Below are 21,355 nucleotides of genomic sequence, written 5' to 3'. Positions count from 1 at the left end.
GTATCACCCGGAAAGGAATATCACCCCTGCTCTTCATAACGATTCAACTTGTTGAGCAGAGTCTTTCGGGTAATGCCGAGACGTCTTGACGCTTCACTTTTATTGCCCCCCGTCTCTTCCAGGGTTTTCAGGATAAAACGCTTCTCGGCCTCTTCGAGGGTGGCTGTGCCGGCGACCGGCGCTGCGGTTGTGCTGCCTCCGCGCTGCACGGTCAGAGGCAGACTCTTCTCCGTCAGCTCAGTGCCGCGCATGAGGATGATGCCGCGTTCGATGGCGTTTTCCAGCTCGCGCACGTTGCCCGGCCATGACCAGCTGCGCAGCATGTTCAGGCACTCCGGACTGATGCCATCCAGCTGGCGGCGGTTTTTTTTCGCATATTTTTCGGCGAAAAAACGTGTCAGCAATTCAAGATCATCGCCCCGCTCCCGCAGGGGCGGGACGGTAAGCATGACCACGTTGAGACGGTAGTAGAGGTCTTCCCGAAAATGGCCATCCGCCACTTCCTTCTCCAGATCAAGGTTGGTGGCGGCGAGGATGCGCACATCCACCTGTACCAGCTCACTGCCACCCACCCGCTGCAGCTCACGCTCCTGGAGCACCCGCAACAGTTTCACCTGCATTGCCTGGGTGGTCTCACCAATCTCATCCAAAAAAAGTGTGCCGCCGTCAGCCTGGACGAACTTTCCCTCGCGCCGACTTTCAGCACCGGTGAAGGCTCCCTTTTCATGGCCAAAGAGTTCACTCTCCAGCACCCCCTCGGCCAGCGCCGCACAGTTGACAGTGACAAAGGGTCCGTTGCTCCGCTCGCTGTTGCGATACAGGGTCTCGGCCACCAGCTCCTTGCCGGTGCCGGACTCTCCACAAATCAACACCGAGGCCTCGGTGGGGGCGACATAACTGATCATCTCCAGCAAATCCTGTATCCTCGGAGATTCGCCGATGATTCGGGTATCAAGCCTCCCCTGCTCTTCGTCCCGGCCATGTTTCTCCTCCTGCCGGGACTGCACCTGACGCAGATCCACCGCCCGTGAAAGGGCAAGGCGAAGCCGTTCAAAGTCGAGAGGTTTGGTAAGATAGTCGTGGGCACCCTGTTGAATTGCCTCGACGGCGTCGTCCACTGTAGAGTAGGCAGTCATGATAACCACCGGCAGTTCCGGGTGCATCTCATGAATATGCCGGAAGGCAGTGTGGCCGTCCATCTTCGTCATGCGGACATCCATGAGCACGGCATCGTAGGTGTGGTTCTCCACGGCAGCTACAGCGGTAACGCCATCGTCAGCCTCCACCGTCCGCCACCCCCACGTCCTGAGCATGGAGCAGAGCATATAACGGTGAGCCTGATCGTCGTCAACAACAAGAATTGTGGTCTCTTTTTCGCTCATTGCGCCCATTTTTAAGAAAAATTTCACTTTTCAAAGGAGAAAAGAATGTCCGCACCGGTTGATTCTGAAGAGCTGTGCGTTTCCACCGAAAAGCCGTGCTTCATATTGTAGCGAATCCAGAATTCGCCAACCTGGCTGAACATATTCACATCATAGCCGACATATACGTCCCTCGACAGGCGTTTACCCACCACAAGGGAGATGTTCTCCTTACTGGCACTGCCCTCCAGATGGACATCGTCAATGGAAAAGATACTGCCAAGATCACCGAACAGCAACGAACCACCGGCCAGCCCGAGCTTGTCTGCTACGGTGACAAGAAGGCTTTCATCCCCAGACTCTGCACCGGCAAGGGAATGGCCGAGGATAAGGTAGGAAAGAATCTCTGTCTCGGTCATTGACGGACTGGAGAAGAGGTGATACTGCAGGCTCTGCACCAGGCCGCTCACATCTATGCCCACAGTATATCCTTCGCCGAGAGTCTGTTCATCCGTCATCGTTTTCTGGGCGCGGACGTCAATGCCAGGATTATCAATCGGCCCACCGGAAAAGGTGATATTGCCCCGCGTGATATCCAGTGTACGCCCGTACATGGAGATCTTCGCTTTCTTCAACTGCAGCAGCCCCTTGCCGGTAAACACATCCTCGGGTTCCCGGTGTACCACAAGGTTGCCGCTGAGCATCCCGGAAAGGCCATATCCTTTTACTTTGACGGCATCCTGCAATGCCACATCCACATCAAGAGAAATCGGCCAGCCTGTCTTCTCCGCGCCGTTCTTATTCACCAGAACGACATCCTCGGAAGCGGAGACAGAGGGGGTGAAGTTGTTCAAATCCACCTCGCCGGAGGCGACTGCTACTTTTCCGCTGAGCCGTCCCCCTTTCGCATTAAACTGAAAATGCAGATCGGGGTTAACCTCAAAGGTATATTCCGGCTGGGAGACGGCGGTAAAATCCTTTCCGGTAATGGCGAACATGCCAAAGAAAACGGGCTGGTATTCCAGGCGGCCGCCCACTTTCACCTCTCCCCTGCCTGAACGGGCCCTGCCATCCATTCGCATGCTGTTACGGTCGGCGGAGACGGAGAACCCCACATCGGTGAGAACAATGCCCCGGCTGAGCACACCAACGCTGCCATCAAGCCTCGCATCTCCCTTCAGCATCGGATCACGTGCAGTACCGCTGAGATCAAACTCGGCGTAGAGTCTGCCCACAGGCTGCCCCTCGGGGAGCAGGGCACCGAGCATGTCGACCTTTAAATTACTCAGCGAGAGGGTGCCGGAAAGCGGCAGAGTGGCAAGCTTCGGCAATGTACCAATGTCGTCGATTCCGTCAGCGTTCACATTGAAGGTAAAGAGACCGTTGTTCCCCACATCGCTGTTTCCAGCGAGCCGCAGCTCGCCAGCGGTGAAGCTGCCGTCAAAACGGGTGTTGTCCAAAACAAAAGTCTCTCCATCTGCCATGCCATCGTTAAACTCAAGCTTCGCCCGAGGCAGTTCCAGGGCAAACTGCCCGTTTTGCGGGACACTCCCTGTACCAGAGAACTGTGCTGTACCCGAGAGAAGACCGGTAAGGAGAAGCAGAGGGTTACGACCCTTTGAGAGTATTCCAAGATCCAGTTTTGCAATGTCCAGCGAGGTTTGCCAGCGGGGACCCTGGACTTCTCCGGCTTGTACCTTTTCCCTGCCGCTGTCCACTTCTCCGCTGATGCAGAGTTCCCCCGGCGCCCCCGTGAGGCAGAAACTGCTGAGTGAAACACCCTCACGTCCCAGGGAAAGCTGTGCCTCGTCCTGCTGTATCAGGCGGGGCAGCACCTTCTCCTGCGGCAGTTCCAGTCTGCCACCGTTGAGAACACCTTTCCACCTTTTCTCCGCGAGGCTGTAACCACCCTTTACAGACAGAGAGGAGGAGAAACTGCTCTCTCCGAAATTTCCTTCAGTGAGACGGACAGAGAGCGTATGGCTGTCAACGCGACCGGTAAGGTCGGCATCAAGCCCGCCGATCCGGTTCCTGCCGTTTTTCAGTTCCATCGCGCGCAGGGTGCCGCTGACCAGGCTCTTCTCCACCCCTTCAAGACGAATGTTCCCGTCAACACTCCCCAGAAAGAACTCGTCCCGTGACAGCCCTCTACCACTGAATTTTGCTTGAATTTCCGGGCGGGCCAGCGTCCCGCTGCCGTCCATGGAGAGCTGCAGACTGCCCTGTGCCCGAGGCAGGAAGTCACCGATGTCCGGTGAGGAAAAACTGCCCTTCAGGCGAAGTTTTCCCGACTCACTGTCTGTGGCGACATTCCCCCTGGCAAGATGCAGCTGCGAACGGCCCAGGGCAAGGGAGAAGCCGTCGGTGAGAAGGACGCCATTGGCAAAACTGATCTCACCGCTGCCGCTGAGTTTGTTGCCGTGTATCGTGCCGGAGAGCTCCTTTAACCGCAGCTTCGTCTGCAGACTCCGGCGGTGGTCACCGTCTGCGCTTTTCTCTGAAGGGGTAGAACTGGAAGACAGTTGCCCACTGCTCTCCAGTTCTCCGTCGACAGTCCCCTCAAACAAGGGGGAGAAGAAGCCGGGATTAAATTTCTTCAGCAGAATCTTCCCCTGCCATCCGCCATCACCTTCCCACGTAAAGCGGGCCGGGCCGACCACAGCCTCCCCATCCATTTCACCACTGCGCAGGAGCAATTTATCGCTGGAGACGGACTCGTTGTCCAGCTGGATATCGCCGCTGAGCCACACCGGTTGATTATCTATCTCACCGTCCAGTTCAGCGATATTGACCTCTCCCACCACCAGATGGTTGAGAATCTTTCCAGAGGTCTTCAACCGAGTCTCAAAACGGCCATCCAGACGACCGGCAAGCTGGGAGACAATCAGTTGCGGATCGATCTTTTTTCCATGCAGATCACCACGCCAGGCAAAGCCCTCTTTCCAGTAGAGCCAGATAGACTCGGCGGTAACCTGCGACTCCCCCTGTTGAAGGCGCATGTCAGAGAGATCAATCTTGTCGGCGTTCCCGTTAAAATCCCCTTCGAGACGGAGATTCTTGCGATGCTCCCAGTCAGCGGTGAAAACGGCATGCCCTTCGTAATGATGGAAATCGCCCTTCACATCCCCGTCCACATTGCTGAAGATGATCGACGGACAGTATTTGATCCACGCGGAAAGGTCAAAATCGTGTCCGCGCAGACGCCCGGCCCAGTGCGGATCACTCGTCAGATCATGCACCTTCACATTGGCACTAAGGGTACCGGGAGTAAACAGGACGGCAGCGAGATCTGGATTTTCCGCATCTCCTGAGAGCTGCAGGTTTCCGGTCATTGAGTGGAAACCAAAACCGGCGAAACGGAAGAAACCGCCAAAATCGACCTGCCAGTCCGTTGCCGGAAGAGTTCCCGGTTCCAGTGAGCCCTTCATATCGAGGGCCATATCCGGGCCGTCAAGCTTGAGCTTTTGTATCCGTACCCCGTCAAGACCACCGGAGAAGGCAAGGTGAACAGAGTCGAAGAGGAAAGAGGTGCATGGATCACCATCCTTGTCAAAACCGCGGTCAAACACCACGTCACTGGCGGAGAAATCGTCTACCTGCACGGAGAAGAGGGAGAGAAGTTTCTGCGGCTGAAAGGAACTTTTTGCAGGCTCCTTCTGCTCAGAATTATGGATGCTGCCATCCACAAAAAGACCATCCACTTCCACCTGCTCCAGATGCAGTTTGCCGCGCAGCAGGGCAAAGGGCTTCCAGCATATCAGAAACTTTTTCAATGTGGTCGGTTTACCTTCGCCTTTGACACTGATGTCAGCAAAGGTGAAACTGTTGAAAAATGCCCCGGAGGCCTGTCCAATATGTACCTGACCACCAGAGAAAGAGTTGGCCGCGAAACGCACTCCCTGCACCCCGAGCGGCGACAACACCGCTCCGACAAAACAGAGAAAGAGCAGTAACAGCAGCACCAGCAGTCGACTTGTCCGCCTGCGAGGCAGGAATCCCAACAGTTTCACAGGTCACCCCCCACGCTCAAATGGACCCGCAGCGGATAGCCCGATTCGGTGATCGCCGAGGCCAAATCAAGTTTGATGGAACCGAAGGGCAGCCGCACCCGCAACCCGGCCCCCGCCCCCTGGTGAAAATCCAGTGAGAGGTCGTTGGTGGCAGTCCCCACGTCCCAGAAGGCAGCGACCCCAAAATATTGGCCGATCAGGCGTTCCACCTCCACCGACTCCACGGTGAGATATTTCCCCCCAACCACATCGCCGTCTGAATTCGTGGGACCGATAGATTTATAGGCGTAACCGCGGATGGAGTTGTCACCCCCCGCATAGAAACGCAGCGAGGGAGGGATATCTTCAATGTCGCTGATCAGTGTCGCCCCGAAGCGTGCCCGGCCCAGCAATCGCCAGCGACTGATCGGCGTAAGAACCACCTTGCCTCCCAGCTGCCACTGTAAAAAGGAGACATCAGAGAGCGCATTATCCAGGGCACCCTTGACGTCGGCGGAAACGCGCAGACCGTTACCGGTATTAATAAGGTCATCGGCGAGCACAAAACCAAAGGTAGAGGTCGGCATGACAATGGTGGCGGTACCGCTGCTGCTACTGCTGCTGCCAACGTCATAGGACTCGTCCACAAACTCCAATCCGCCGGAGAGATTAAACTTCGGGCCGCTGTATTTCCGCAGGAACGAGGTGCTGAACTGCCGGGTAGATGTATCATCCCATTCATTTTCAAGGTAGGAACTGCTCAAGAGGTAGTGATCATAGCGCGGATCTTCTGAGCGGGGTTTCTCCCAGGTAATGTAAACCTGTTTCTCAAATTCTGCGACTTCCACCCCGGCACCGAGATGATCCCCGCTGGAATTAAGCATACGGTTCTTCCAGCTGGCTGTTACCCGGGCTCCGGTATCGGTGGCATAGCCCGCACCAAGGGTGTATTTATTGGGCTGATCGGGCATCTCCAGGCTTACGGCTACCGGAATCTCTCCGTTTTGTGCGTTCTCAGGATGGCCTGTTACGGTAACATTCTTGAAATAGTCCGTCTGATAGAGGATGGACTGCAGCTTATAAAGTGCACTCACACTGTAAGAATCGCCCTTGTGATAGGGTAGATAACCATGCAGCAGCTTCTCGCGAAAGCGTTGGGGCGGATCGGTGGTGAGATTCGTGTCCCCAAAGCGGTAGACCCGGCCGGTGTTGAGCACAAGGACGATGGTGCTGGTGCTGGTAACAGGGTCAACCTGCACGACACTGGTGGTGAAAGCGGCATCAAGATAGCCCTCCTGAATGGCGATATTGAGAAGTTTCTTCTTCTCACTCTCATACAGCTGTTGTTTGAGGACGTCACCCTTTACCAGCAGGAAGTTGCTGATAATCTTGTTAATGGAAGAGTTGTTGCGCCCTTCACCTTCACAGCGCAACTCCCGCGAAACGACCACCACCGGCGTGCCCTTATCAATGACGAAGGAGGCATCCCAGCTCATTTTGCCGTCTTTCTCTCCGTGGGTAAGGGTTGATTTGATCTGCGGATTATAGTAACCGAAGGGCTGCAGTGCCCCCTTTATATCTTTGCGTCCGCGACGGAAGAGCTGAGTAACAGAGATGGCATTGAGGCCGGGGTTACTGCGCTGACGGAAGAGAGAGAGACGGTCGAAAACGTTTTTCAGCAGCGGATCTTTAATCCCGGTCACGCTGACATTAATCAGAACCGGCTTCTCTTTCTCCTTTTTTTGCTTGATACCAAGCAGATGTTCCAGCCGCTGCACAGTCGTCGCGTTCTTTGTATCTTTCTCCGTATCGATGCCACTGTCTCTGGCAGTGACATCCATCTGCTCCGCCGCTGCTGCAGAGTGCACACTGCAGCACACCGGGAAGAGCAACACCGGCCACAACAGCAATAGTGTTCGACAGAAAGAGAGCAATACGGTAAAAAAATGCACAAGGGGGCATCGAATAACCAGTCGTTCGTCCATCGTCTTCGTTACAGTCAAAAAGTTATCCTCGCAGGTAAGCGTCAGACTCCGGGTAAGCGTCAGACTCCGGGTAAGCGTCAGACTCCGATATCTATTACACCGGTGATAAAAGGTAAGCCGGTATACGTACCTTCACGAAATTTTTCTAATAAAAACACGAAAATAATTTCTCCGGTACTCATATACCTGCGGTAAATTTTTTACTGTGCCTCGAAGGAACGAATGCAGGCTGTTTCAAGGTCCCCACAAGATTCATTTACGCACAGAGGGGAAAAGCACGGGCAACACAGTTATCCGGTCTTCCCTCTTAAATTTTTTATGTTTCCTCACAGAAACACGTTTAAATACTGCCAATGAAAAAAGAAAATATCGTCGTTGAGAAAATCGTTAACGGCGGGTTCGGCCTTGCCCGTGGAAGTTCAGGACAAGTATTGCTCATCCCTGGAAGTCTGCCCGGAGAAACTCTTATTGTAAACGCTGCAGAGGAGAAAAAAAACTATTCTTTCGCCACGCTGAAGCAAATTCTCCAGCCCCATGAAAAACGACGGAAACCACCCTGCCGATGGCTGGCAAAGGGATGCGGTGGCTGCAATCTGCAACATGCGGAATACGCCCTGCAACTGGAGCTGAAAGAGGCCATGCTCAGTGATCTGCTGCACCGGCAGTCTCCTGAGCTGGCGGCAGAGGTGGAAGCAGTACGCAGGCCGATACTCGCGGCACCGGAAGAATTTGGCTACCGTCAACGCCTTCGTCTGGCAGTGCAGGACGGTCGTCCCGGTTTTCGCCGCAGCCGCTCCCATGATATTGTGGAGATTGACAGATGCATGCTCGCCCCGCCCACGCTCAACGAGGTCCTCGCCGGTCTTCGCGCTCGCGGCAGGCAACTTCTTGAGCTGTGCAGTGAGGTAGAGCTGATGGCAGATCCGCACACCGACGAGGTCGTGATTCTCCTCCACTTTCAGCGCCCGCCCCGCCCCGGCGACCGCAAGGCCGCACTTAAACTCGTCGAGACGCTGCCGCAGGTGAATCGACTTTTTTTCTGCGGGGAGAATTTTGCCCTGCAGGGGGCATCCGGAGAAGAATCACGCCTGCTCGGCTACTCTTACGCTCAATCCAGCCTTACTCCGGCGCTGAACTTCAGCTTTGAAGTCGGCGGATTCTGCCAGGTCAACCCTGCCCAGAATCAGCGGCTGATCGAGACAGCACTGGAGTTCGCCAGTCTGCAGCCGGGAGAACGGGTGCTCGACCTCTACTGTGGCATGGGCAACTTCTCTCTGCCGATGGCGCTGCAGGGTGCGGAGGTCCTCGGTATCGAGGGTCAGGGTTCCGCCATTCGCAGCGCGAAGAGAAACACCGCAGCAGCCGGAGTGACGGCGGAATTCCGCAAGGTACCGGTACACACTGCCTGTGCGGAGCTGCCCGCCACCGGAGACCGTTTTGACCTCGTCCTGATCGATCCGCCCCGTGAAGGCGCACCGGCTCTTGCCCCCATCCTGGCCTCGCTGGCTCCCCGGCTGGTCTCTATCTCCTGCGATCCGGCAACTCTCATGCGCGATCTTACCGCCCTGCGCAACCACGGCTTTCATATCACCGGCATGCAGCCGGTGGACATGTTTCCCCAGACTCACCACCTTGAGATTGTCACCATTCTCTGCCGTGAATAAAGGGATCCGGACCGAATCCTCCGTCGCTCTCCTTTCTTGCAATTCGCAGACAAAAACCTTATGTTGAGATGAACTGCGGGAGCCCGAGAGGGCTGAGAGGGGCAGCTTCCCGACCGCCACACCTGAACCGGATAATGCCGGCGGAGGGAAGTTTTCTCCCCGCCCTGTCCGCAAATACTGCTACAGGAGCACTCATGAAATTCACCCGTCCCGTTCTTGTCGTTTTTAGCGTTGCCATGTTCTGCCTTGGCAGCACAGCCTCCTTCGCCACTGAAACCCTCACCGTAATGACCCACGACAGCTTCAGCGTCAGCGCAGATGTGATGGCGCAGTTTGAGAAGGCCAACGATGTTACAGTGCGTTTTCTGAAAAACTCCGATGCCGGGGCGACCCTCGTGCAGGCAATTCTCTCCAGGGAAAATCCCCTGGCCGACGTCCTGTACGGCGTGGACAACACATCTCTCTCCCGTGCCCTTGAGGCCGATATTTTCCTCCCGTGGGAATCTCCCCTGCTCAGTCAGATTATGCCCATCCTTGATCTCGACAAAAAGCACCGTCTCCTGCCGGTGGACTATGGTGATGTCTGCCTCAATTATGACAAAAAGTGGTTTCTCGAACACAAGATTGCCCCTCCGACAGGCCTTGATTCACTGATTGATCCAGCATATCGCAGCCTCACCGTAGTCGAAAATCCCGCCACCTCGAGCCCCGGCCTCGCCTTTCTGCTCACCACCGTTGCCCATTACGGCGACAGTGAAGAGGGCTACCTTGATTACTGGAAGCAACTCAAAGCCAATGATCTCTATATTGCCGACGGCTGGAGCGACGCCTACTATGGTCATTTCACTGCCGGTTCAAAAAAGGGCGATCGGCCCATCGTCGTCAGCTATGCCTCCAGTCCGGCGGCTGCCGTGTGGTTCTCCAGTGACAAAACCGCCGCTGCCCGTACTGCCGCAGTCACAGAGAATCAGTCTGCTTTCCGTCAGATTGAGTTTATCGGTATCCTCAAAGGAACGAAAAAAGAAGCCCTTGCACGGAAATTCGTCGATTTCATCCTCAGCCCCCCCTTCCAGGAAGATATTCCACTGCAGATGTTCGTCTTCCCGGCCAACAAGACGGTGAAACTGCCGGAAGTTTTTGTGAAAAACACCACCATTGCCAAAACGCCGGTTGAGATAAGTGCAAAGGCAATTGAGGAGAACCGCGCACGCTGGGTTGAAGCCTGGACCAACGAAGTCTTGCGCCACTAAAGGCCCACGCACACCCGGCCATGCCCTCAATTCTCAATCATATTGAAACCCACGGCGACCGCTTCCTGATTATGGACAGTCGCCTGCCGGTACTTTCCGGTGGTCTGGTACGCGATGAACTGCGCCTGTACAACCTCAACATTGAGACGATGCAACACCTCCTCACCAATTTGCCGGATGCAGTGAAAGACGCCCTGCGCGGGGTGACAATGGAGACACAGACAGCCCGCCTCTCCGGCGGGCAGAAGATCATCCTCGCCACCCTCTTCGCCCTCGCTTCCCCCGCTCCGCGAATCCTCTTTATCAACTTTTTCCGCCCCCTTTTCCCTGCTACCCGCCGGGTGGTACTGGCACTGGTAGAGACCGCGCGCGACACTCGGGAGGAGATCAGGATTCTGAATGAAGAGACGGAGGAAAAACTCCTCAACACCGGGAAAAAGACGTGAATATAACCATTCCCGCAGGCAGCTGCCCGCTGTATCAGAAGGAGCGCGGCGGCGGAATCATCCTTGAACTCCGCGAAGATTTTATCCTCCGCAGCGGTGAAGTGTGGCTGCTCACCGGCGATAACGGCCTTGGCAAAAGCTCCTTTGTGCGCCGGATAGTGCTCCCCGCCGCCCGCAGTGAAAACGTGGATTCCCCGCTCATCTGCTGGTTCGAGCAGGATTTTCAATTGCAGTGTGAGGCAATCCGGGCACGGGCTGCCGCCCTCGGGAAACCGATTCCTGCAAATGAAGAGAGCGCCATGACAGCCCTGCTGAACGATTTTGCCGCAGCCGCCGGAGAAGAGCGGGAGGTTCTCTACCTCTTTGACGAAGCGGAGATGTATGCGGCCATTCCCGGACTGGACGGCCGTCTCGCCCCGCGTCACACCCTGCTGCTTATCAGCCACAGCGACGCGACCCTCGCCCGCTATCCTCAGGCGCGGCGGCTCAACTTTACGGCGCTGGGAGGGGGAGTCAGCCTCCTGAAAGAAGACTATGCCCAGCCTTAATTCCTCCTTTAAACTCGCCCTTCTGCTGTTTCTTGCCCTGCTCTTCATCTGTCTCTTCTGTATTCTCTGGCTGGACAGCGGCCTCGCTCAGGGTCTTGCCCTGGCGGGAATATCAGTGGCAGGCATAGTGCGCACTTCGCCACGTCAGTTCTTCCAGGAACTGCGGCTCTTCGCCAGTTTTGTGGTACTGATGGGCCTCTTCTACCTGATCTTTGGCATCTTCTCCCTCAACGGTCATCCTTTGAGCTGGTGGTCGATCTTTGCGGCCAAACGGCTGGCACTCTTTCTCAGCACTCTCCTCACCTTCAACGTTCTCCTCTCCTTTATCTCCATGGAGGACATTTTTGCCCTGCCGATAGCAGTCGGCCGCAAGAAATATCTGCTCCTCGGCAGCTCGCTCTACAGCACATCACGCAACGCCATGGAAAATATTGAGCTGCACACCTCCCTCTTTCCGGAGAACCAGCAACAGAAATGCAGTATGGGGGGGCGCTTCCGGCGGCAGCTCATCTCTATTCTAACACTAATTTTTTATATTCTACGCGAGGCCGAACTGCAGGGGGAGTTGATGGATAATCGCATACAACACTGTTTCACGACAGAAAAAATGAGAGGAAAAAAGAAATGAAAAAGCTGAAAACGCGATGGTATTTTCTGGTGGCAATGGTAATCGTGGTCCTGCTCACAACCCTTTTTGTGCGCATTCCCATTCCCAGTCGAGGTTATTTTAACTTCGGGGATGTGGCGGTTGTCTTTGCCGGACTGGTACTGGGAGCGCGGGGTGGATGTATCGCCGGTGGCCTCGGTTCGGCACTGGCGGATGTCATAGGAGGATTTGCCATGTTTGCCCCGCTCACCCTTGTCGCCAAGGGTGTGGAAGGACTGCTCTGCGGCATGGCACGGGGCAGATCGGGAGCGGCTGCGGCGTTGCTGCCCCTTGCCGGAGTCCTGGCCATGGCAGCCCTCTACTTTGTCGGCGAGACGCTGATGCCACAGATCGGTCTCGCCGGGGCACTGGCGGAAATTGTCCCCAACCTCATCCAGGCCGCCGGGGCCTATATCGGCGGACGGGCACTCTTTGCCATGTACAGCAGGATGGCGCGGGAATAGGAGAGCGCAGGAATAATTTCTTCAGGGAACCTTGAATACTCTTGTCTTTCGTTCATATTCAAGGTTCCCTTCAGTTCGCTTCCGTCACCTTGCCCTTCAGATAGAAGGAACGGGCAATATAGATGAATGGGGTATCAAGCATGGCGACCAGCCACTTGAGCAGATAGGTGCTGAGGCAGATCTCCAGCAGGATTGGGAGAGGATAGACACCGTAAAAAGCGATCCCGGTAAAAACCACAGTGTCCAGCCCCTGGCTCACCATGGTGCTGAGGTTGTTGCGAATCCACAGATGCCCGGCCGCCGGGAAACGCCGCCGCCAGAAATCGAAAGCGAGGATGTCATGATACTGTGAAAGCCCGTAGGCGCAGAGGCTGGCAAGGGTGAGGCGTGGCATCAGCGAGAAGATGGTCTGCATGGACTGCTGGGAAAAGTCCTCCGATGAGGGCACAAACCAGAGCGCCAGATTCATCAGCAGGGTGAAGGAGAAAAGCGAAAAGAAGCCGAAGAGCACCGCTTTTCTTGAATATTCACGACCGTAATTCTCTGAGAGAATATCAGTGACAAGAAAGGAAGAGGCATAGACAATATTGCCGAGGGTTGCCTCAATCCCGAAAAGGTTCACCATTTTTACCACCTGAATATTGGCAACAATGGTGGCGATGGGCACCCACAGGAAGAGGCCGGTTCTCCCGGCAAAACGGTAGATGGTGAGGATCAGCAGAAAGTTTACCAGCAGCATGGCAAACCACAGAAGTTCATTGAATCCGACAAATTGAATCATGGTTTTCTCCAGTTTTGATGTAGGGCGGGTGGTTCTGGCACCGCCGCGAAAAGAGAAGCAATCGTGCCTCTCCCCGAGCGCGGAGAAGATACAGAAAAAGAGGAAAGAGCGCAAGCCATCTCATGTCTATTCCACAGAATCCCCCCCGGGCAGCCCGTCTCGCACACCGCCTCGCCGCCATTCCGCCACGGAAGATGCTCTTTGCCCTGCCGCTGCTCTTTCTCACCCTCTTCTACTTTTATCCGCTGACCGGTATCACCTCTATCAGCTTCAGGGCGGACGCCGACGGTACACTGACAAAACTCTTTACCAATCCGGTCTATCGCCACATCCTCTGGTTCACGATATGGCAGGCGGCGCTCTCCACCCTGCTCACTCTCTTTTTCGCACTGCCCGGGGCATGGCTCTTCGCCCGCTGCAGCTTTCCCGGCAAGCGCTTTATCGAAGCGGCGATGACCATCCCCTTCGTCATGCCAACGGTGGTCACTGCGGCCGCCTTCCGCGCCATGCTCGGTCGAGGGGGACTGATCAACGACTTCTGTGTACACCAGCTTGGTTTCACTGCGCCGCCCATCGTCATTGACCACACCATCTTCTTTTTCCTGCTCGCCCACGTCTTTTATAATTACAGTCTGGTCACCCGCATGGTCAGCGGCTACTGGAGCGGTCTCGACCAGCGCCTCGCCGCCGCCGCGCAGATGCTCGGAGCCAGTCCCCGTCAGACCTTCCTGCGCGTCACCCTGCCGCTGCTCATGCCGGCGATCGCCTCAGCAGCGCTGCTGACCTTCATCTTCTGTTTCACCAGCTTCGCCATCATCCTTATCCTTGGTGGACCGGCGTATTCCACCCTCGAGGTGGAAATCTACCGGCAGACGGTGCAGCTCTTCAACCTGCCAATGGCCGCCAGCCTGTCCCTTCTGCAGATCATCTTCAACTTTGCGCTGATGTGGGTACACGCCCTGCTCAGCCGCCGCACCGGTGTCTCCTTTTTCAACGGGACAACCCCTGCCGGGGATCATGCCACTTCGCTGACCCGCCGGTTCTTTATCGCCGTCAACCTCAGCTTCATCGCCCTGCTGCTTCTTGCCCCGCTGCTCTCCCTCGTCGTCTCCTCCTTCAGTGGCGAAAATGGATTCACCCTGCGCTACTATCAGGCGCTGAGCGTGGGGCACTCCTCCCTGTTCTACGCCCCGCCACTCTCGGCCATGGTCAATTCCTTTGCCATCGCCCTCACCACCACCCTGATCGCCCTGCCACTCGGGATGATCAGCGCCGAGTTTCTTGCCGGAACACAAGGACGTACAGCCTCGCTGTGGGATGCCGTTATCATGCTGCCGCTGGCCACCTCCGCCGTTACCCTCGGCTTCGGCTTCATCGTCACCCTCAACCACTGGCCGCTCAACCTGCGTGATTCCTTTATCATGTTGCCGCTGGCCCACAGCCTCGTCGCCTTTCCCTTTGTGGTGCGCAGTCTGCTGCCCGCTGTGCGCCGCATCCCCGCCAGCCTGCGCGATGCCGCCGCCCTGCTCGGCGCATCCCCGTTCACAGCATTCTGCCGCATTGAACTGCCGCTGCTGCGCCCGGCGCTGGTGGTCGCAGCCATCTTCGCCTTCTCCATCAGCATGGGAGAGTTCGGCGCCACCGCGTTCATTGCCAGACCCCAGCTGCCCACCCTGCCGCTGGCCATCTTCCGCTTCCTCAGCCGTCCCGGAGAGCTCAACTACGGCGAGGCAATGGCGATGGCCTCCCTGCTGATGGCCGCTGCCGGATCAGGCTTCGTCCTCATCGGACTTCTGGAACGGCGCAAGAGTAATACTCCTCAAAACCTCGTAAAAAACAAAACAGGAGAAGGGGAGGCAGGAGACGGGAGACAGGAGAAAGGGAAAAGCAAAAGACGGAACAGCGAAAAACTTTTTGCCAACGAATAAAAGCTCTAATCATGCGAATAAAGGCAAAAAACTTTAAAAAAGATTTTAAAATTAAACAGAGAACGCAACTGCGTAAACATCTTTTTTGGCGATGACGAATGAGTAATAATTCGTGTTTATCCGTGTCCATTCGTGATCCCTTCTGCAGTTTGTAACCACGAATGGACACGAATTTTCACGAACAGGGACAACACAGTAAACAAAAACGTTTGTATCCGAAGTTAAGCCGTACAGTGTACCAGGATTATTAATCAACTTTGGGCGTTATCCGAAAGTCGGGGTTGAGCTTTTTACGCTTTCATATTCCGTGTCTTCCGTGTCTTCCGTGGTTTATTCGTGGTTCCTTTTGTCGTTTGTAACCACGAACGGATAAACAGGATGCAAAACGGGGGGGGGCACAACTTAATAGGAATGGTATTATTTGTTTTGTTTCATAGTTTTTTTTGAGAAGTTACGTTTTTATATAAAATGTCTTTATTCGCCTTTTTCGAGCCTTTATTCGTTGGCAAAAAGTTTTTTCGCTGTTTCGTTTTTCACAAGGGAACCTTGAAAAAATTTCATACCACAATGGATGTCATCAGGTTTTGTTGCCCTGCTTTTCCCATAAATTTTTGACACGTTACCGAAATACCGGACAAAAATATGAAACCACTGCTTGATATTGAACAACTGTACGTCAATTATGAAAGCCAGCCCGTACTCCACGGAGTTACCCTTTCTCTTGCCTGCGGGGAGATTCTCTGCCTGCTCGGCCGCTCCGGCTCCGGTAAAACCACCCTGCTCCGTGCCATTGCCGGGCTGGAAGAGGCCGCCTCCGGTATCATTTCCTGCGACGGGAGAGACCTGCGCGACACCCCGCCACACCGCCGGGGCTTCGGCATGATGTTTCAAGACTACGCCCTCTTTCCTCATAAAAATGTGGCGGAGAACATAGCCTTCGGACTTGAGATGCAGGGAATGAAGGGAAACGTGGCCGCCGCAAGGGTGAAGGAGATGCTGGAACTGGTAAATCTGGCGGGGTATGGCGAACGGCGCATTGACGAACTCTCCGGCGGGCAGCAACAGCGGGTGGCACTGGCACGCAGTCTTGCTCCACACCCGCGTCTGCTGCTGCTCGACGAGCCCCTTGGCTCCCTTGACCGCAGCCTGCGAGATCACCTCGCCGAGGAGATCCGCATCATACTCAAACAGCTGGAGGTGACTGCCATTTTCGTCACTCACGATCAAAAGGAAGCCTTCTCCGTCGCCGACCGGGTCGCGGTCCTGCTCGACGGCCGCCTCGCCCGCCTTGACACACCGGAAGCGGTGTACCGCGACCCGCAACAAGGGGAAGTCGCCTCCTTTCTCGGCTTTGCCAACTTCGTGGAAGGCCGCCTTGATGGTTGCGAATTTACCTCCCCGCTCGGCAGACTGCGTTTTGATGACATGGAGAATAAGAATGAACCGGAGCAGCGGACCCTGCTGCTGAGACCGGAAGGTGCGACACTCGCAGGAGCGACTGAGGGAAGAGGCCTCAGGGTGAGCGGCACAGTGCGCAGCCGCATCTGCCTCGGCGGGTATTACCGACTCAGGGTGGAGAAGATTGACGGCCTTAACGCCCCGTTGACCTTTGAGATTCCCCTTGCCCCCACACCACCCGCTGCAGGAAGTGTCGTGGAGATAGATGTCCCTGAGAATTCGATGGTCCTGCTTGCGCAATCGGAGACATGAGACTATATAAACGACATCATGACAGTTCTCATTGCGTCCCCAATTCCCAATTCCCATGCCTGCCATCCCGCAGTCACACAGGCCGGCACTTTTAAAGAAAGCGACAGGCCATGACTGAAAAAAAAATCGTCATCTTCGCAAACGGCAAACTCAAAAACAGAGCAAGAGCCCTCCGCATCGCCTCTGATGCCGACTTTATTATCTGTGCCGACGGCGGATCCGTTCACTGTGACAACCTCGGGATCATCCCTGATCTGCTGGTAGGAGACCTGGACTCTACTCCGAAGAAACTCCGCAAGAAGTTTGAGATGCAACATGTGAAGATAGATCAGCATCCAACCCACAAAGACAACACCGACCTTGAACTGGCCCTGCACTACGCCGTCAAAATGCGGGAGAAATACAAGTCCAACCGTCACGACAAGGTTTCTGTACATCTTCTTGGAGGCCTCGGCGGCCGTCTCGACATGACACTGGCAACCATTCTCATTCCCACTGCCTGGGGCCACCGTAACCTCGACATCTCTATCCACGGCGACCACAACCTTGTACGCCTTTTCCCCCCCGGCAGCCACACCGTTTATGGCATACCAGGTGCCAGAGTCTCCTTCCTGCCCATCTCCGGAGATGTCAAAGATTTGAGTCTTATCGGCTTTGAATACTCCGTCGATCACATCAACCTCCGTCTCGGCTCAAGCCGCTGCGTGAGCAACTGCATTGAGAAAGACTCCTGCCTCGTGTGCTTCACAGAGGGAACGCTGCTGATGGTGATGGATAATTAGGGGTGCTGCGTACAATTAAGGCTGCTGGAATTTTCACTAATACCAATTACATTTTTTACTGATTAGAGAACGCAACTGCGTAGACATCTTTTTTGGCGATTGCGAATGGATAAACAAGATGTAACATTGATCTCATGGCAGAATCGTCCGTTGTGCTGGAGACGCCCAAATTGGTCGTCTCTACAAAGACCTTTTGCTTTTTCCTGTCTCCCGTCTCCCGTCTCCTTTATCCCTTTTCCCGTCCCTGCCTTGGAATCCGCAAAAATGTAAATGGTATTATTTCTCCGCATCATCCTGATCAAAATGGCCAGGCAGCATTTTATAGGCAATGTAATATTTCATTATGTTGCTGACGTACTGCACGGTCTCTCGACCTATTCTCTTCGCCGCAACGACTTCAACATTATCAAACCAGACATTAGGATCCAATCCCATCTTCTCTGCCTCAGCCCGGAGTTTTGCAACCCTGTTCGGCCCTGCATTATAGGAAGCAAAAGTAAAAAGTGCCCTGTTCAGTGTATCCAGATTTCCTTCTGGAGGGAAATACCTGTCTGCCATAAAATGAAGGTACTTTGTACCCGCATGAATATTAGGTTCTATTTTTTCTATATTTGCAATATTCACATTTTTATCACCAGCTGTTGCCGGCATCATCTGCATAACCCCGACCGCGCCAACGGCACTGCGCACGCTTTGATCCAGTGTCGACTCCTGATATGCCAGCGCGACAAGCATCAGGTAGTCAAAATCATATTTATCCCCATATTTTTTAAAGTAATCGACAGCTTTATCAAACTTTTTCCTTTCAGCAGTAGCAGCAGCATTGGTTATATATTTTGTATTCTTTAAATAGCGATTTATAATGACATTGCCCGTCAAAGTGCCCGCTTTATGACCTTGAGCAAATTCAGCTATAACGCCCTTAAGCTCCGGGCTGTTCTTTCTCACCGCCCAGGCTATTTGATCACCACTATGAATTTTGGCCTCTGTATGAAGCTTTATGTCAGGGAACACTTTTTTCCAGAGTTTCGCTTTGTGGGTATCAACGACCACAGCTGGAATGAGCCCGACACTGACCATCTCAAGAAGATCCGAGTCTTCGAGGTGCTCATCGGCTGCAATAATTTTTACGGGTTTTTTGCCTGATTTCTTCAGCACCAGATTGAGTTTCATTAAATTTTCATAATAGCTGCTGGACTTTCTCACATGAATTTCCATGCCTGAAACGTCATCGGGACTTTGGAGGGTTGCAACCGAACTCCCTGTCACAACAATTTCATTCACATTTTTCGCAAATGGTACGCTGAAATCAACAATCTTTCTGCGCCCATCAGTTATGGCAATGTTTCCCATTGCTATATCACCATGGCCTCCTGCCAGCCTTTCCAGCAGTTTCGCGCGAGGAGTTGGGATATATACAATTTTAATTTTTAGAGTCCCGGTTTTTTCTCTTTTATTGATAAATTTTTCAAACTGCACCCCATTCTCATAAGAGATTCCTTTAGGCCGGGCACCATCAAAAAAGAAAAATGCGCGATTATACGGAACCAGAACCCGTATAATTTTCCGTTTCACCATTTCGGAGTAATCGCCTGTGAATTTCTTATTTATTCTGTCATTTTTTGCAATATTTGTATCACCTTTAAATATTGCAAAAGAGGAGTTTGGCAGCGCCATCCCTATCACCACAAGACTAAACAGGACTGTCTTCAATCCGACTGTACATCTACACATATTGAAAGCCTCTTTTACATTATGAAGAACATGAGTAACTTCTCAAAAAAACTATGAAACAAGACAAATAATTTCACCGCGAAGAACGCGAAGGCCGCAAAGAGTAAAAATAGAACAACAGCAATTCTCTGCATATAGTGCATAGCAGCTGAGTTGAGCCAGCATATACTGCTAACTTACCAATATATAGACAATTATAAACTCAAAAAGAGTATCGCTTCACCAGCCAGGGACAACGCATTAAACGAAAACGTTTGCATCCGAAGTTAAGCCGTACAGTGCACCAGGAGTATTAATCAACTTTGGGAGTCATCCGAAAGTCGGGTTGAGCGTTTTACGCTCTCATATTCCGTGTCTTCCGTGGTTTTTACCTGGAGCATGAGAACAGACCCTGCTCCTTATGGGCCGATAAGCAGAAACAATACCTTGCCATAGGTCTCATGCATTCTCTTATGGTTTTTTCAGTAATAATTCGTGTTTATTCGTGTCCATTCGTGGTTCCTTTTGTAGTTTGTAACCATGAATGGATAAACAGGAGACAAAACGAGTTAATAGGAATGGTATTATTCGTTGGCAAAAAAAACTGTTTTACCACCTTTTGCTTTTCCCTTTCTCCCGTCTCCTGCCTCCCGTCTCCCGTCCTTCCCCATTATGTTCAGCATCATATTTGTATCAACCGCACCGCCCCCGCCGTCGTCTCCATCAGCCGCAGCCACAATTCCTCCTCACGTGCTGCCTCCAGCTCCGTCGTTAGAGTAACCTGCGCGTCATACTTCTGCCCGACCACGCGTCCTCCGTACAGCTCCAGCACACGGCGAACCCCCGGTTCAAAGGGGTAGGCAAAAGAGAATTTCAGCCGGGTCTGCGATACAAAGGGAAGGAATTCTGCCGCAGCCACCACCTGCCTTGTTACCCCGGAATAGGCACGCACCAGTCCGCCGGTACCGAGTTTCACTCCGCCGAACCAGCGGCTTACCACCACCAGCACGTTCCCGTATCCACCGCCGGTAAGCACTGCCAGCATCGGTCGTCCCGCCGTACCCGATGGCTCGCCGTCGTCGCTGCAGTGAATTGCCTGCGGCTGCTGCGGATCGCCTGCTACCCACGCCGAACAGTGATGCCCCGCGCTGTTCTCCGCCACAACCTCGTCTTTAAGACGAGCCACGGCCTCTTCTCTGCTCTCGATACGATAGAGACGGGCGAGGAATCGGCTCTTTTTTTCAGTCAGCTCGGCCACTACCGGCAGAGAATCTGCCGCCGGTTCAAGGAAGGCGGCAGCCGCAGTATCCTTTTTTACAGAAGTCAATGTCTTCCCCTCACAACAGCACTCCTGCCAGCCCGGTGCAGTCCGGCAGGGTAACGGTGTTTTCTGGAAACCTGTTCACCTGTTGAATACCAACAAAGCCAAGACCTGTATCGCGGGCGGTCTCATAGTCCGTAAGGGCATCACCGATAAAGACGCACTTTTCCTTCTGCAGGTTATGTTTTTTGAGTTGCTCCCGCACAAGCTCGGGTTTATGGGCAGGCGAACCGAGCACCTCGACAAAATAGTGGTCGAGATTGCGGCGGCGGGTGACCTCGCGCAGTTCAGGCTGGGGAGTCCCGGAGACAACAAAGAGCAGGATTTCAGGATATTCACGTCGAGATTTCTGTAGAAATTCGAGTGCTCCGGGAACGTACGGCACGGCCACCACCGCATCAAGCACCATCTCAGAGTAGCGTTTCGCCTCTACCGCCAGAGCCTCTTCACTGAGAGGCCTGCCCAGCAGTTCGGCATGGGCCCAGCGGATTTTCTCCACACGACTGATGCCGCCATAGCGCAGATGGTGTGCGATCACCCGGTCGAGAATCTCGGGATACGCAGTAAAGAGAGTGCGGAAGGCAGCTGTTTTCACTGAAGTTGAATCAACAATCACACCATCAAAATCAAAAAATATTGCCTGTAATTTTTTACGATTGGACATAGAATAGTTTCCTCTTAAAATAATTTAACTTTGCGGGGGAGCAGCCGTCACAAATATTACAGTTTTGGGTACCTTGAATAATCTTGTATTTCGTTCATATTCG

16 protein-coding genes and 1 riboswitch are annotated in these 21,355 nt (G+C 54.0%); of the genes, 9 read left to right on the top strand and 7 right to left on the bottom strand.

Annotated features, from left to right (window positions below):
• Positions 1-20: 20 nt before the first annotated feature.
• The 3 genes from JWG39_RS02020 to JWG39_RS02010 are packed head-to-tail and all read right to left on the bottom strand — an operon-like array spanning position 21 to position 7,353.
• On the bottom strand, positions 21-1,391 hold the full coding sequence (locus JWG39_RS02020; RefSeq protein ID WP_205217684.1) for a sigma-54-dependent transcriptional regulator: 1,371 nt from the start codon (positions 1,389-1,391) through the stop codon (positions 21-23).
• A 14-nt stretch (positions 1,392-1,405) separates the two neighbouring features.
• Positions 1,406-5,371 carry a translocation/assembly module TamB domain-containing protein gene (locus JWG39_RS02015; RefSeq protein WP_205217683.1) on the bottom strand — a complete coding sequence of 1,322 codons (3,966 nt, stop codon included), beginning with the start codon at positions 5,369-5,371 and terminating at the stop codon, positions 1,406-1,408.
• Complete coding sequence (locus JWG39_RS02010; RefSeq protein WP_205217682.1) at positions 5,368-7,353, bottom strand: autotransporter assembly complex protein TamA; 1,986 nt, start codon at positions 7,351-7,353, stop codon at positions 5,368-5,370. The genes JWG39_RS02015 and JWG39_RS02010 overlap by 4 nt, the downstream gene beginning before the upstream one ends.
• Positions 7,354-7,688: 335 nt before the next feature.
• Here JWG39_RS02010 and rlmD point away from each other — a divergent pair, with 335 nt between their 5' ends.
• The 6 genes from rlmD to JWG39_RS01980 all read left to right on the top strand — a co-directional run bounded on the left by rlmD (position 7,689) and on the right by JWG39_RS01980 (position 12,353).
• On the top strand, positions 7,689-8,999 hold the full coding sequence (rlmD, locus tag JWG39_RS02005) for a 23S rRNA (uracil(1939)-C(5))-methyltransferase RlmD (protein WP_205217681.1): 1,311 nt from the start codon (positions 7,689-7,691) through the stop codon (positions 8,997-8,999).
• A 65-nt stretch (positions 9,000-9,064) separates the two neighbouring features.
• Positions 9,065-9,165, top strand: a riboswitch (TPP riboswitch).
• 28 nt (positions 9,166-9,193) lie between these two features.
• Positions 9,194-10,249 (top strand): thiamine ABC transporter substrate-binding protein, encoded by a 1,056-nt coding sequence (locus JWG39_RS02000; RefSeq protein ID WP_205217680.1) that lies wholly within the window; start codon positions 9,194-9,196, stop codon positions 10,247-10,249.
• Positions 10,250-10,269: 20 nt separating this feature from the next.
• The gene (locus JWG39_RS01995) at positions 10,270-10,695 is read left to right on the top strand and encodes a hypothetical protein (protein WP_205217679.1); all 426 of its coding nucleotides are present in this window, start codon (positions 10,270-10,272) and stop codon (positions 10,693-10,695) included.
• Positions 10,692-11,243 carry a hypothetical protein gene (locus JWG39_RS01990; RefSeq protein WP_205217678.1) on the top strand — a complete coding sequence of 184 codons (552 nt, stop codon included), beginning with the start codon at positions 10,692-10,694 and terminating at the stop codon, positions 11,241-11,243. Before JWG39_RS01995 ends, JWG39_RS01990 begins: the two co-directional genes overlap by 4 nt.
• Positions 11,230-11,871, top strand: coding sequence for a hypothetical protein (locus tag JWG39_RS01985; RefSeq protein WP_205217677.1), 642 nt, complete (start codon positions 11,230-11,232; stop codon positions 11,869-11,871). Before JWG39_RS01990 ends, JWG39_RS01985 begins: the two co-directional genes overlap by 14 nt.
• Complete coding sequence (locus tag JWG39_RS01980) at positions 11,868-12,353, top strand: ECF transporter S component (RefSeq protein WP_205217676.1); 486 nt, start codon at positions 11,868-11,870, stop codon at positions 12,351-12,353. The genes JWG39_RS01985 and JWG39_RS01980 overlap by 4 nt, the downstream gene beginning before the upstream one ends.
• 70 nt (positions 12,354-12,423) lie before the next feature.
• Here JWG39_RS01980 and JWG39_RS01975 read toward each other — a convergent pair whose 3' ends face one another.
• A complete protein-coding gene (locus JWG39_RS01975; RefSeq protein WP_205217675.1) occupies positions 12,424-13,134 on the bottom strand; it encodes a queuosine precursor transporter in 711 nt (236 codons plus the stop codon).
• Between the two features lie 122 nt (positions 13,135-13,256).
• Here JWG39_RS01975 and JWG39_RS01970 point away from each other — a divergent pair, with 122 nt between their 5' ends.
• The 3 genes from JWG39_RS01970 to JWG39_RS01960 all read left to right on the top strand — a co-directional run bounded on the left by JWG39_RS01970 (position 13,257) and on the right by JWG39_RS01960 (position 17,554).
• On the top strand, positions 13,257-15,062 hold the full coding sequence (locus JWG39_RS01970; RefSeq protein WP_205217674.1) for an ABC transporter permease: 1,806 nt from the start codon (positions 13,257-13,259) through the stop codon (positions 15,060-15,062).
• Between the two features lie 642 nt (positions 15,063-15,704).
• Positions 15,705-16,772 (top strand): ABC transporter ATP-binding protein, encoded by a 1,068-nt coding sequence (locus tag JWG39_RS01965; protein WP_205217673.1) that lies wholly within the window; start codon positions 15,705-15,707, stop codon positions 16,770-16,772.
• A gap of 110 nt (positions 16,773-16,882) precedes the next feature.
• Positions 16,883-17,554, top strand: a complete 672-nt coding sequence (locus JWG39_RS01960; protein ID WP_205217672.1) for a thiamine diphosphokinase — start codon at positions 16,883-16,885, stop codon at positions 17,552-17,554.
• 276 nt (positions 17,555-17,830) lie between these two features.
• Here JWG39_RS01960 and JWG39_RS01955 read toward each other — a convergent pair whose 3' ends face one another.
• The 3 genes from JWG39_RS01955 to JWG39_RS01945 form a co-directional block, all read right to left on the bottom strand.
• Positions 17,831-19,231, bottom strand: a complete 1,401-nt coding sequence (locus tag JWG39_RS01955; RefSeq protein ID WP_205217671.1) for an MltF family protein — start codon at positions 19,229-19,231, stop codon at positions 17,831-17,833.
• Positions 19,232-19,949: 718 nt separating this feature from the next.
• Positions 19,950-20,594, bottom strand: coding sequence for an IMPACT family protein (locus tag JWG39_RS01950; protein ID WP_205217670.1), 645 nt, complete (start codon positions 20,592-20,594; stop codon positions 19,950-19,952).
• A gap of 10 nt (positions 20,595-20,604) precedes the next feature.
• On the bottom strand, positions 20,605-21,252 hold the full coding sequence (locus JWG39_RS01945; RefSeq protein WP_205217669.1) for an HAD family hydrolase: 648 nt from the start codon (positions 21,250-21,252) through the stop codon (positions 20,605-20,607).
• Positions 21,253-21,355: the final 103 nt, after the last annotated feature.

The organism is Desulforhopalus vacuolatus (assembly GCF_016918505.1).
Taxonomy (GTDB): Bacteria; Desulfobacterota; Desulfobulbia; order Desulfobulbales; family Desulfocapsaceae; genus Desulforhopalus; species Desulforhopalus vacuolatus.
The sequence above is the reverse complement of the archived record's forward strand: the minus strand, read 5'-3'. Positions and strand labels throughout refer to the sequence as shown.